This is a genomic window from Moraxella osloensis (assembly GCF_001553955.1).
Lineage (GTDB): Bacteria > Pseudomonadota > Gammaproteobacteria > Pseudomonadales > Moraxellaceae > Faucicola > Faucicola osloensis.
Genome location: NZ_CP014234.1, coordinates 377,277 through 389,842, shown reverse-complemented (window position 1 = coordinate 389,842; position 12,566 = coordinate 377,277). Strand labels below are relative to the sequence as shown.

The 12,566-nt window shown below is 44.5% G+C and carries 10 protein-coding genes and 1 pseudogene; 8 read left to right on the top strand and 3 right to left on the bottom strand.

Annotated elements, in window-relative coordinates; genetic code table 11:
* Positions 1–182 precede the first annotated feature (182 nt).
* From AXE82_RS01685 to AXE82_RS01670, 4 genes and pseudogenes are all read left to right on the top strand, one after another.
* A complete protein-coding gene (locus tag AXE82_RS01685; protein ID WP_197931492.1) occupies positions 183–1,328 on the top strand; it encodes a sulfate ABC transporter substrate-binding protein in 1,146 nt (381 codons plus the stop codon).
* Between the two features lie 242 nt (positions 1,329–1,570).
* A complete protein-coding gene (gene cysT, locus AXE82_RS01680) occupies positions 1,571–2,464 on the top strand; it encodes a sulfate ABC transporter permease subunit CysT (protein ID WP_062334687.1) in 894 nt (297 codons plus the stop codon).
* A complete protein-coding gene (gene cysW, locus AXE82_RS01675) occupies positions 2,461–3,315 on the top strand; it encodes a sulfate ABC transporter permease subunit CysW (protein WP_060995766.1) in 855 nt (284 codons plus the stop codon). Before cysT ends, cysW begins: the two co-directional genes overlap by 4 nt.
* Before the next feature lie 42 nt (positions 3,316–3,357).
* Positions 3,358–4,068: pseudogene (locus tag AXE82_RS01670) on the top strand (sulfate/molybdate ABC transporter ATP-binding protein); the annotation flags it as partial.
* Positions 4,069–4,269: 201 nt separating this feature from the next.
* On the opposite strand, the gene sat reads toward AXE82_RS01670, so the two are convergent.
* Positions 4,270–5,526, bottom strand: a complete 1,257-nt coding sequence (gene sat / locus AXE82_RS01665) for a sulfate adenylyltransferase (RefSeq protein ID WP_062330593.1) — start codon at positions 5,524–5,526, stop codon at positions 4,270–4,272.
* Positions 5,527–5,793: 267 nt separating this feature from the next.
* Here sat and AXE82_RS01660 point away from each other — a divergent pair, with 267 nt between their 5' ends.
* The 4 genes from AXE82_RS01660 to cysG all read left to right on the top strand — a co-directional run bounded on the left by AXE82_RS01660 (position 5,794) and on the right by cysG (position 10,441).
* Positions 5,794–7,503 (top strand): nitrite/sulfite reductase, encoded by a 1,710-nt coding sequence (locus AXE82_RS01660; protein ID WP_062330591.1) that lies wholly within the window; start codon positions 5,794–5,796, stop codon positions 7,501–7,503.
* Positions 7,504–7,506: 3 nt separating this feature from the next.
* Positions 7,507–8,082, top strand: coding sequence for a DUF934 domain-containing protein (locus tag AXE82_RS01655; RefSeq protein ID WP_062330590.1), 576 nt, complete (start codon positions 7,507–7,509; stop codon positions 8,080–8,082).
* A 219-nt stretch (positions 8,083–8,301) separates the two neighbouring features.
* The gene (locus AXE82_RS01650) at positions 8,302–8,937 is read left to right on the top strand and encodes a phosphoadenosine phosphosulfate reductase domain-containing protein (protein ID WP_062330588.1); all 636 of its coding nucleotides are present in this window, start codon (positions 8,302–8,304) and stop codon (positions 8,935–8,937) included.
* Between the two features lie 103 nt (positions 8,938–9,040).
* Entirely contained in the window at positions 9,041–10,441 is a 1,401-nt protein-coding gene (gene cysG, locus AXE82_RS01645) for a siroheme synthase CysG (protein WP_062330586.1), read from the top strand.
* Between the two features lie 128 nt (positions 10,442–10,569).
* On the opposite strand, the gene AXE82_RS01640 is transcribed toward cysG, so the two are convergent.
* Complete coding sequence (locus AXE82_RS01640) at positions 10,570–11,676, bottom strand: RNA-guided endonuclease InsQ/TnpB family protein (protein WP_062330584.1); 1,107 nt, start codon at positions 11,674–11,676, stop codon at positions 10,570–10,572.
* A 186-nt stretch (positions 11,677–11,862) separates the two neighbouring features.
* Positions 11,863–12,441, bottom strand: a complete 579-nt coding sequence (gene folE, locus AXE82_RS01635; RefSeq protein WP_062334685.1) for a GTP cyclohydrolase I FolE — start codon at positions 12,439–12,441, stop codon at positions 11,863–11,865.
* Positions 12,442–12,566 lie beyond the last annotated feature (125 nt).

The window sequence follows — 12,566 nt, the reverse complement described above, 5'->3', positions numbered from 1 at the left end:
ATTCAGTTTGCTCAATCTTTAATTTTAAATATTACATTATATTTTATGATGTAATATTCAGAAGTGGAATATGGGTGCAGAATAATATTGTTTTTGCTTGACGACGCTTTTTTTGTAAAATAGTATGAATGAATTTAACATTATATATTGATTTTTATACATTGAGATGAGGGGTGACCATGATGACTGTTAATTTTCAAAAAAAAAATAAGGTTCAACACAAAACCGTAGCCGTGCTATCGAGTCTAGCGTTATTAGGCGTGAGCCTAGCGGGTTGTTCACGTGCGCCCACCCAGCAAGACCAACAAGCCGCTTCAGGTCAAGCCGCGACGCAATCAAATGCAGGCGCGAGCGATAAAGGCACTATTAAACTGCTCAATGTTTCCTATGACGTCGCTCGTGACTTTTATAAAAGCTACAACCCCATGTTTATCAAAGACTATGAAACCAAAAATAGCGGCAAAACCATCGATATCCAGCAATCGCATGGCGGTTCTAGCAAACAAGCGCTCGCAGTTGCCAACGGTCTGCAAGCGGACGTGGTCAGTATGAATCAAGGCTCAGATGTGGAGCTGTTGGTAAAAAAAGGCTTGGTGGCACAAGATTGGCAAAGCCAATTTCCAAATAAAGCAGTACCCTATACCAGTGCCATCGTGTTTTTGGTGCGTAAAGACAACCCAAAACAAATCAAAGACTGGTCTGATTTGGCAAAACCAGGCGTACAAATCGTACTTGCCAATCCAAAAACCACGGGTAATGGACGCTATGCCTTCTTAGGCGCGTATGGCTACGGCTTACATAGTTTTAATAAAGATGAAAACAAAACCAAAAACTTTGTCAAAGAGTTGCTCAAAAACGTGCCGGTGTATGAAAATGGTGGGCGTGCGGCGACTACCACGTTCTTACAGCGCCAAATTGGCGATGTGTTAGTCACCTTTGAAAATGAAGCCAATCTCGCGGTTAAACAGTTTGGTAAAGGCGATGTGCAAATTGTCTATCCAAGCTACACTATATCAGCAGAAAACCCCGTGGCGATTGTCAAATCAGTGACCGATAAAAAAGGCACCAGCGACGCAGCGAAAGCGTATCTTGATTATTTATGGAGCGAGCCTGCCCAGCAATTGGCGGCAGATTTATACCTGCGCCCAAGCGATGCGGCGGTACTGGCTAAAAATCAAGATAAATTACCCGCGCTTACTACCTTTAGTCCCAATGCCGAATTTGGTAGCTGGACGGATATCATGACCAAATACTTCAAAGATGGGGGTGTCTTTGATCAACTAGCTAGCCCAACGAGCACCATAGCATCGGCACCTGCAGCAAAATAGTTCGCTGTTTTTACCTAACAAAACCAGAGTTCGGCTCTGGTTTTTTATTCTAGCTAAGAATATTTAAAGCGCATAAATATAGTTTGGAAAATCAAAGTGAGATGGTACTATAGCCGTGCTTAAGATTTTGGGTACAGAGCTTTTTGTATCTTTATTTCTGGATTTTTATTTTTGTATGTTTATTATTTTAAATTCTGACGTAGTCTACCGATTATTAGTAAAGGAAGCCCTGCATGGCCAGTATGAGTGCCAACCATCAAGCCGATTTAACATCAACCAATCAGCCTAAAACACCCTTAAAACGCAATAAAAAGCGCCATATCATGCCGTTTTTTAATTTGAGTTTGGGCATTAGTGTGTTGGCATTGTCGATTATCGTGCTGTTGCCATTTGTGGCGATGGTAATGACAGCCGCCGATATTGGCGTGGCAGGCTTTATCAAAACCATTGCCGAGCCGCGCGTCAAGGCGGCGATTGAACTGTCACTAAAAATGTCATTATTTGCGACATTGACCAATTTGGTGTTTGGTACGCTGATTGCATGGGTACTGGTGCGCTATGAGTTTTGGGGAAAGTCGATTTTAAATGCGCTGGTGGATTTGCCCTTTGCTTTGCCAACGGCAGTAATGGGGATTTCGCTAGCAACCTTGTATGCACCCAATGGTTTAATCGGGCAGTTTTTTGCGCCATTTGGCATTAAAATTGCTTTTACCCCTATTGGTATTTGGTTGGCGCTGATTGTGGTAAGTTTGCCGTTTATTGTGCGTGCGGTGCAACCTGTGCTTGCGGAGCTGTCGCCAGAATATGAAGAGGCTGCATCGGTGCTGGGTGCTGGGAGATTGACAACTTTTAGACGGGTCATCTTGCCGGAGTTGTATCCTGCCTTGCTGATGGGCTCAGGCATGATGTTTGCGCGGGCGACGGGCGAGTATGGCTCGGTGATTTTTATTGCGGGTAATTTACCGATGAAATCTGAGATTTTGCCGTTAATCATTATTGGTAAGCTTGAAAGCTTTGATGTGCAAGGCGCTGCCGCGGTTGCTTTGTTTATGTTGATGATTTCTTTTGTGATTTTATTTGCCATTAATGCCTTGCAGTGGCTATTTACCAAACGTATGGGCGGGGCAAGTGCATGATAGATAGCAGCCAATATCCTTACCAAACCCAAGCCGCAACCCGTGAGCCGACATGGCTACGTTATACCTTAATTGGTATTGCGGTGGCGTTTATGACGCTAATGCTAGTGATTCCGCTGCTATCGGTGTTTTATGAAGCCTTAAAATCTGGCTGGCAGTTGTATGTGGCTGCCTTGACCGATCACGAGGCGTTATCCGCTATCAAGCTTACCTTGATTACGGCGCTGATTGTGGTGCCGATTAATACGGTGATTGGGATTGCATTAGCCTGGCTATTGACCCGATTTGATTTTAAAGGTAAACAATTTCTCACCACGCTGCTAGATTTGCCATTTTCAGTGTCGCCTGTGGTCGCAGGCTTGATGTTTGTGGCACTACTGGGCGCCAACACTTGGCTTGGCGGCTGGCTAGAATACTTTGGTTTTCAGGTGATTTTTGCCATTCCCGGTATCGTGCTTGCCACCATGTTTGTGACTTTTCCATTCGTGGCGCGTGAAGTGATTCCGCTGATGCAGTCGCAGGGTAGCAGTGAAGAGCAAGCGGCATTAACACTGGGCGCGTCAGGCTGGCAAATGTTTTGGCGGGTGACGCTGCCTAATATCAAATGGGCATTGCTATACGGTATTATTTTGACCAATGCGCGTGCGATGGGTGAGTTTGGCGCGGTGAGTGTGGTCTCAGGTCATATTCGCGGTGAAACCAATACCATGCCGCTATTAGTTGAGATTGCTTACAATGAATACAACATGACGGCAGCGTTTGCGTTGTCGAGTTTGTTGGCGTTGTTGGCGCTCGTTACCTTAATCGTGCAGCAGGCGTTGACTAAACGTCAGTCTGCCAATGATGAATAACATTGATGCAATTTAAAAAGTAAAAAAAGTTAAGAGAATACCATGAGTATCGAAATCCGTGATATCACTAAACAGTTTGGTCGCTTTACTGCACTACAACCGATTAATTTAACCGTACCGACGGGCAAACTAACCTCGCTCTTGGGACCTTCAGGCTGTGGTAAGACTACCTTACTGCGTATCATCGCAGGGCTTGAACTTGCCGATACGGGGCGTATTTTGTTTGATGGTGAAGATGTGACCGATGTCCCTGTCCAGCAGCGTCATATCGGCTTTATGTTTCAACATTACGCGTTATTTCGCCATATGACCGTGTTTGATAACGTGGCGTTTGGCTTGACCGTCATGCCAAAAAACAAACGCTTAAGCAACGCGGAAATCAGCAAAAAGGTCAATTATCTGCTGGAGCTGGTGCAACTATCCCAAACCGCAAAAAAATACCCGCATCAACTCTCAGGCGGTCAGCGTCAGCGTATCGCATTGGCGCGTGCGTTGGCGGTAGAGCCAAAGCTATTGTTACTCGATGAGCCATTTGGCGCCCTCGATGCCAAGGTGCGTAAAGAATTACGCGCTTGGCTGCGCTCAATTCATCATGAGCTCGGTGTCACCAGTATTTTAGTGACCCATGACCAAGAAGAAGCGGCAGAATTATCCGATGAAATTGTGGTGATGAACCAAGGTCAAATCGTGCAAGTCGGGGATTATGAGACGCTGGTCAATCATCCCTCGAATCATTTTGTTGCCAATTTTCTGCAAGATTCACACGTCGAATATGTGATTTAGCTTAGTTAAATTTAGCCTTAATTAAATTTAGCTTAGTTAAGCAATGTTAAGCAATAAAAAAAGAAGCCGCGTGCTTCTTTTTTTTTGCTAAATGTTGTATAAAAAAAAGGGTATTATCACATACCCTTTTTATCGATGGATTATCGATTGATAAATGAAACCTCACAATGATTATTTTGCAGAGTGACCGGTTAGCTCAACTTTATGTTTTTGATGCTCTTCTAAGCCTTCATAGTACTTACGAAGTACCGCTAACACTTCTGGACGGCTAAAGTTATCAGGCACGTCTTCCCCTTCAGATAAGGCTTTACGCAATTTGGTACCTGAGACTTTGACATGATGGCTGGCATCGTGTGGGCAAGTTTTGGTCGATGCCATCGAGTCACAAGCGTCACACCAGAATGTCCAGTCAATTTTTAACGGTTGGGTGATTAAATCATTCGGTTTGAGCGTATCAAAAATATGCTGCGCATCAAACGCGCCATAGTAATCACCCACGCCTGCATGGTCACGCCCGACAATCAAATGGCTACAACCATAGTTTTGACGGAATAAGGCATGTAATAACGCTTCACGTGGACCGGCATAGCGCATATCCAGTGGATAGCCTGCTTGGATGACCGTGTCTTTACGGAAGTAATGGTCGATTAATGTACCAATGGCTTCTTGGCGTACGTCTGCAGGAATATCCCCAGGTTTTAATGCGCCAAGCAATGAATGAATGAGTACGCCATCACAGATTTCAATGGCGATTTTGGCAAGGTATTCATGTGAGCGGTGCATCGGGTTACGGGTTTGGAAAGCAGCGACGGTTTTCCAGCCATTTTGAGTAAAGATGTCACGGGTTTGTGCCGGAGTGAGGTAGATATCACCATATTTGCTCGGGAATTCGCCTTCGCTTAACACCACCACATCGCCAGCTAGATTGACATCACCTTGTGCCATTACCATGGCAACGCCGGGATGCTCAAGCTCTGTGGTGCCAAAGACGGTTTGGCATTCGTGCGCTTTATCAATGCGGTATTTTTCGCTTAAGGTCAAAATCCCCATGATTTCACCTTGGTATTCCAGCGCAATGTCATCACCTGGGTTTAGCGTATCGGCAGTGGCAGTATCGGTCGATAGGGTAATAGGAATGGGCCAAAATACGCCCGCATTGTCGCCAGTGGTTAAATGCATATTGTCACATACGCTTTGCCAGTCTGCTTGGTTCATAAAACCATCTAGCGGGGTAAAGCCGCCAATACCGAGCATAATCAAATCACCGGCTTCACGGGAGCTGATTTGGATTTTTGGGAGATTTTTGGCTTTTTGCTGGGCAGCGGTTAGCGCATCGCCTTTAAGTAATTTTTCTTTTAATGTGTCACTACCGTGCGGTGGTACTAGTTGGCTTAGAGAATGGAGAGTTGAAGTGGCGCTTTGGCTCATCGGATTTCCTATATTAGCGGGTCAAAATTAACGTGTCAAAAAAACAGACGGTTCAAAAAAATTAAGGTAGCGTATAATAGAATATTGCACTTCGCAATAATAAATGCAGTAACTCGATATATTTATGTAAAAATGGAATTTACTAAAAACCCCTTGGGCATTTATGATAGGCAGGTTAAAATTTCACCCAGTTGAAATGGCTGCAAAAGCTAAAAGTTTTAAATTTAATTTGTAATTAGAATTTGTATTAGTGACATAGGAATCCGCATGTATAAATACAACGCAATTGACCAACAATTGGTAGACGATCGGGTCGAGCAGTTTCGCGACCAAACCCGACGTTTTTTGGCTGGCGAGCTCAGTGAAGAAGCGTACTTGCCATTACGCCTGATGAACGGTCTATATATTCAGCGTCATGCGCCGATGCTTCGCGTGGCGATTCCTTATGGTCTGCTTGCGACGTATCAACTGCGTAAACTTGCCGACATCAGCGAAAAATACGACCGTGGCTATGGTCATATCACCACCCGTACCAATATGCAATTTAACTGGCCAAAATTAGAAGAAGTACCCGATATTTTGGCAGAATTGGCATCGGTACAAATGCATGCGATTCAAACCTCGGGCAACTGTATCCGCAATACCACCACTGACCAGTTTGCCGGTGTGACGGCTGATGAAATCGCCGATCCGCGCCCGTATTGTGAAATCATTCGTCAATGGTCAACGTTTCACCCAGAATTTACCTATTTACCGCGTAAATTTAAAATTGCGGTCATCGGTACTCGGGAAGACCGTGCCGCGACCCAGCTGCATGATATTGGCCTGCATGTGGTCAAAAATGACGCAGGTGACATCGGCTTTGAAGTGATTGTGGGCGGTGGTCTAGGTCGCACCCCTGTGATTGGTAAAGTGATTCGTCCGTTTTTACCGGAACGCCATTTACTCTCTTATTTAGATGCCATCTTACGTATCTACAACCAATACGGTCGCCGTGACAACAAATACAAAGCGCGTATCAAGATTTTGGTTGAAAGTATGGGCGCCGAAGCGTTTTCACGAATCGTGGAAGAAGATTGGGAAAAATACAATAAAGACGGTGCGTTAACACTGACAGCTGAACAAATTGAACACGCCAAAACCTACTTTCCACCGCCAGCGTATCAAACATTTACCCAACAACAATTACAAGCTAGCCAAGACAAACTGTCTGCCCAGTTTGAAGATAGCGAGTTTGTGCGTTGGTTTAACCAAAATACTCGCGAGCATAAAGTCAAAGGCTATCAGGTGGTGATTATCTCACTCAAACACTTTATGCAAGACACGGGCGATATCACCGCCACCCAAATGCGCGTGGTGGCTGATTTGGCGGATAAATACAGCTTTGGTGAAGTGCGCGGCACCCATCATCAAAACTTGGTGCTCACGGACGTCAAACTTGAAGATGTATATGAGGTCTATCAGGTGCTCAAACAATACGACCTTGCCCGCCCAAATATTGGCTTATTGACGGATATTATCTCATGTCCAGGCTTTGACTATTGCTCATTGGCTAATGCCAGTACCTTAAATATCGTTAACCAAGTCAACCAATATTTCCAAGACGCAGACTTTGTCCATGATATTGGTGAAATTCGCCTAAATATGTCAGGCTGTATGAATGCCTGCGCGCATCACCATGTCGCCGATATCGGTATTTTGGGTGTGGATAAAAAAGGCGAGCATTGGTACCAAATCTCGCTGGGTGGTAGATCGGGTCAAAACGCCAAATTAGGCGATATTTTGGGTAAAGCAGTGCCTGTCGATGCGGTTGCGGCGACGGTGGATGATATCCTGCAAGTCTATCTTAAATATCGCCAAGCGGCGGATACCGATTTTGGTAGTGAAACATTTGCCGAGGTGGTCGATCGTATCGGCATTGAGCCATTTAAAGAGTATGTATATCGTGACAAATCAGAACAGCCGGTGGAGGGATAAGCCATGGCACTCATTAACCAAAGCCAAGTGATTGACAATGTAAAGTCCGTGAGCGTGAGTATTCATGAGCAAAAAATCGAGCATATCGACCCATCCCAGTATGCCTCAGATATCACTGAAATTTTGGTGGACTATCGCCCTGCCCAATTTAGCGAGAAAAATCCGCCAAAACCACAGTTAGAAGCGGATGATTTGGTAGCATTATCCAATCGGTTGGGCGATAAAAAACTGGGTATTATTCTATCAGGTGCCAGTGATTATCAGTTTTTGCACCAGGACTTTGTCAAAGTGATGCCGCTATTGTCCGTGATTGTGATTGATTTTCATGGTTTTCGTGATGGACGCGGTTATAGTTTAGCGCAAAAAATCCAACTACACCCCAGTTATAACCCCGCTATAGTGTTGCGCGCTAGTGGTGATATCTTGCCAGATACCTTGCAGCTGCTTACCGAAGTAGGGTTTAGTGAGTTTGATATTGATGACAGTGATTTTAACCCCGGTTGGTTTGATTATTTTGTCGATATCAAACACCGTTATACAGGGCGCAGTGTGACGCAATTACCGATTTTTGCCAATTAATTGTTGGGTGATGCCAAGATTGAGCGAATTTAAGGGTTTGCTTTTTTAATGTTAGCAAGTTGCTACGGTGTCGTTTCTAACTTCTTGTTTCTGCATTTCAAGTTAATTGGTTAATTCTAAATTTTCATAATAATATCATTAAAAATCATTTTTTAAACATCGCATAATTGATTAGCATAGCGTATCCCAATTTTTCACCATAAAACATTAGGAAATCCAATGAGCAATAAATTAAATATCGACCTAGACAAAGCCAACGCAGAATTGAACGGCAAAACCGCAGAGGAAATCATTGCTTGGGCACTGGCACAAGGTAGTAATCCTATCATCACGACCAACTTTCGCCCTTACGAAGTGGTATTATTAGACATGGTTACCAAACAACGTCCTGATATCAAAGTATTGTTCGTGGATTCTGGCTACAACACGGAAGCCACTTACCGCCACGCCCAAGATTTGATTAAACGTCTAAACTTAAATGTGATTACCTACTTGCCGCAACAAACCGCAGCTTGGCGTGATGTCGAATTCAACGGTATACCTAGCGTCAACAACCCAGCGCACGCAAAATTCACTGAGCAAGTCAAACTTGAGCCATTTGGACGTGCGTTAAAAGAAATTGCCCCTGACGTGTGGATTAATGCGATTCGTAAAGACCAAACAGAATTTCGCCAATCGCTTGACGTGTTGTCAGAAAGCAAAGACGGCGTGTTAAAAGTAGCACCATTGTTTCATTGGTCAGAAGATGACCTAGAAGCTTACTTAAAAGCGCATGATTTGCCAAATGAACATGACTACTTTGACCCAACCAAAGTTGAAGAAAACCGTGAATGTGGTCTACACACACAATTATAATTTTTGCTGGGCAGTATGTATGATAATGTTAAGCTGAACTTCGGTTCGGCTTAATTGTTCTTGTCACTATTGTTCTTGTCGCTATCTAATGTTGAGACTGTCTATGAATACCTTACCGCTGTTTTTTAAATTAGAAAATCGCCCTGTACTCGTGGTTGGCGGTGGGGAAGTGGCACTGCGTAAAGCGGATTTGCTCGATAAAGCTGGGGCAACTATCACCTTTGTTGCGCCCAGCTATGAGCCGAGACTCACCGCGCAATTTGGTGATTCTCGTCATCAATTGATTAATGATGTTTATCAGCAAAAATATTTGGATAAACAAACCATCGTCATTGCTTGTACCGATGATGAAACGGTGAATGCACAGATTTTTCATGACTGTGAAGATCGTTTTATCCCAGTCAATGTCGTTGATAATCCACCGCTATGTACCTTTATCTTTCCTGCCATCGTTGACCGCAATCCGATTACCATTGCGGTATCCAGTGCAGGCAAAGCACCGGTGCTGGCAAGACTACTGCGAGCCAAAATCGAAACAGTCGTGCCACCGCAGTATGGCGAATTGGCAGGATTGGCAGGTAAATTTCGCGATAAAGTAAAAGCTGCATTGCCCAATGTGACGGCTAGACGCAAGTTTTGGGAGCAAGCCTTTGAAGGGCAAGTAGCAGAATCGGTATTTGAGGGTAATGCAAATAGCCTAAGCAAAGCTGAAAGCCAGCTTGAAACCCTACTACAGCAGCACGCCAACAACCAGCCGACAGATAAAGCACAGCTTGGTAAGGTGTACATTGTGGGCGCAGGGGCGGGCGACCCCGACTTGCTAACCTTTAAAGCGCTACGATTGATGCAACAAGCGGATGTGGTGTTTTATGATAATTTGGTTTCAGCGCAGATTCTCGATCTATGCAGGCGTGATGCCACCAAAATCTACGTCGGCAAAAAAGCCAGTGATCATGCGGTGGGGCAAGAAAAAATCAATGAGCTACTGGTCGAGCAGGCGCAGCAAGGACAGCGCGTGTTACGTCTCAAAGGTGGCGACCCGTATGTATTTGGGCGGGGCGGCGAAGAAGCCGAGCAATTGGTTGCAGCTGGGATTGATTTTGAAGTCGTGCCTGGCATCACCGCAGCCACTGCGGCGGCAAGCTGCGCCGGTATTCCATTGACTCACCGTGCGTATGCGCACTCTGTCAAGTTTGTCACCGCCTCTCTTAAGACGGATACCATCAATGAAGACTTTGCCAGCTGGCTTGATGATAACCAAACCGTGGTTTTTTATATGGGATTAAAGCAGCTTGATAAATTGACGAGTGGCTTGATTAACGCAGGAAAAAATCCCAGTACGCCGATTGCGATTGTGTCCAATGCCAGCTTGCCCCATCAGCAAGTTTTGACAGGCACGCTTGAGACCATCGTGGCAAAACAAGCTGAGGCAAACTTGCCCGCCCCAGCGATTTTGATTATGGGTAATGTGGTTAAGCTACATCACAGACTTAATAAACGATAGTAATCTTTAACTCATGGGGTATGGCAGTTAAAAAAGCTTGCATAACCACGCGTTCATCACCAATGGTTACCCGATGAGCTTAGGGTTGAAGAAGACATTAGTCCTGATACGTTGACTTCCTCCCCTCCCTATCGTTCGGGGATTCCTGCTCCCAGACGGCCAAGCCCGACCGCAAGAATGTTCCGACTGGCATTGATATCTCTATCATGCCATGTGCCACACGAAGCACATATCCATTCTCTTATTCCAAGCGATTTTCTACCTTTCGGACTATTGGCGGTGATTTCACCGCAACACGAACATCGCTGGGTCGTGTATCTCTCATTCACGATTTCAAAACGGCAACCTGCGTTCTCGCATTTGTAGGTCAGTTGTCGTTTCAGTTCAAACCAGCCTGCATCGTAAACCGATTTGGCGAGTTTGCCTTTTTTACTATTAAATTGATTACTCTGAATATCACCGACCACGATTAGCGCATTATCTTTAACTAATTGGGTGGTGAATTTGTGTATCAGGTCTTGCCTTGTGTTTTTGATTTTGGCATGGATTGCTTTGACACGTTGTTTGTTTTTAGCTCGTTGAGCAATGGCTAAATCTTTGGCATATTTGAGCGTTTGCTTGATGGTGAGTTTGTCACCGCTTGAGGTAGTGGCACTGTCTTTAAGCCCTAAGTCAATGCCTACGCTACCCGTTCCGCATTGTGTCTTGGGGTAGTCTTTGACGGTAATACAGGCATACCAATGACTGCGTGCGTCTTGCACAATCTCGCATGTGTTGATTTGGTATAGGCTAAGGTTGTAGCTGTCCCATAGGTCGATGATTAGCTTTTGCCCTTTGGCTAAACTAAGCTGTAAGGTGGATTTTAAGCCTTTTTTACCTGTTTGGTGTGTGGCGATGTGTTTGATGGCAGATTGTTTAAACGGTAGCCAGCCTAATGATTTACGTTTTGAATTTGGGTTGTTGGTTCGCCATGATAATTTAGCTTTTTTGAATTGTTTTCTAGCTTTGGCATGGGTTTCATTGATTGCCTGAATAGTCTGACTGTGTAAGCCAAGTAGTTCACCGCTACCTTTGGTGTAGTCGTTTAGGTCGTAGGCTGAAAAGAATTTGCCAGTCTTTTGCAGATGCTTGTAACTCAAGTCATTGACGTAGTTCCATACGAAATTGACCGAACCGCTTAGGCGGTTAAGCTTTGCTGTGTGTTTATCTCGTATGCGTAGCTTGAGTGTTTTCATGCAAATTATTTTAGCAAAATTTATGCAAGCGTTATAGTGTACAAGTTGCCTTATATCCACCGCCTAAAGTCGGTGGTTTTACGGCAACGGAGGATAAATCGGCTGAATATAAAAACCCCAGTAACATCACTGGGGCTTTTTTAACTAGTTAATTTAGGTTGACTGTTTAGGTAGCAAGTCTAGATATTAGGCGCTTGGAATCGCCATTAACAGCGCTTGTCTTGCCTCGGTATTGTGTCTAAATTCGCCCAGTAGTGACATACTGCGGGTATCGGATTTTTGTTTCATCACCCCGCGCATCATCATGCACATATGCGCGGCATCCATCACCACCGCCGCGCCTTTTGCCCCTGTCATATCCATCACCGCTTGTGCGATTTGGCGGGTTAGGTTTTCTTGAATTTGCAAACGTCGGGCGTACATATCCACGATACGTGCCATTTTTGACAGTCCAATCACTTTGCCATCGGGCAGATACGCCACATGAGCAACGCCATAAAAAGGCAACATATGATGCTCGCACATCGAATAAAACTCGATATTTTTTACCATGACCAATTCATTATTGTCAGTTGGAAAAATCGCGTTGTTGGTAATTTCGACCAAATCTTGATGATAGCCTTGGGTTAAAAAACTAAAGGCTTTAGCGGCGCGTTCTGGGGTATTAAGTAGTCCTTCACGTGTTAACTCTTCCCCTGTTGATGCAATGAGGGTGCGGTAGGCATCACTGTTTTGTTGGATAATCTCGTCAAAATTTGCAGGCATAGTCATGATAACATTTAAGTTTAAAAAATAGGCATAGCTTAACGCTTTACCACTATTTGTAAAGCGATTTTTGTCACAAACGCCATGAAAATCACTAAATTTGCTTTGTTTAGGTTTTTTGCTAG

Bases quoted from the DNA above. Each gene is read 5' to 3' on its own strand.
- folE (WP_062334685.1), bottom strand. From the start codon at position 12,441: ATGCCTGCAAATTTTGACGAGATTATCCAACAAAACAGTGATGCCTAC.
- AXE82_RS01650 (WP_062330588.1), top strand. From the start codon at position 8,302: ATGAGCAATAAATTAAATATCGACCTAGACAAAGCCAACGCAGAATTG.
- AXE82_RS01655 (WP_062330590.1), top strand. From the start codon at position 7,507: ATGGCACTCATTAACCAAAGCCAAGTGATTGACAATGTAAAGTCCGTG.
- cysW (WP_060995766.1), top strand. From the start codon at position 2,461: ATGATAGATAGCAGCCAATATCCTTACCAAACCCAAGCCGCAACCCGT.
- AXE82_RS01685 (WP_197931492.1), top strand. From the start codon at position 183: ATGACTGTTAATTTTCAAAAAAAAAATAAGGTTCAACACAAAACCGTA.
- AXE82_RS01640 (WP_062330584.1), bottom strand. From the start codon at position 11,676: ATGAAAACACTCAAGCTACGCATACGAGATAAACACACAGCAAAGCTT.
- cysT (WP_062334687.1), top strand. From the start codon at position 1,571: ATGAGTGCCAACCATCAAGCCGATTTAACATCAACCAATCAGCCTAAA.
- cysG (WP_062330586.1), top strand. From the start codon at position 9,041: ATGAATACCTTACCGCTGTTTTTTAAATTAGAAAATCGCCCTGTACTC.
- AXE82_RS01660 (WP_062330591.1), top strand. From the start codon at position 5,794: ATGTATAAATACAACGCAATTGACCAACAATTGGTAGACGATCGGGTC.
- sat (WP_062330593.1), bottom strand. From the start codon at position 5,526: ATGAGCCAAAGCGCCACTTCAACTCTCCATTCTCTAAGCCAACTAGTA.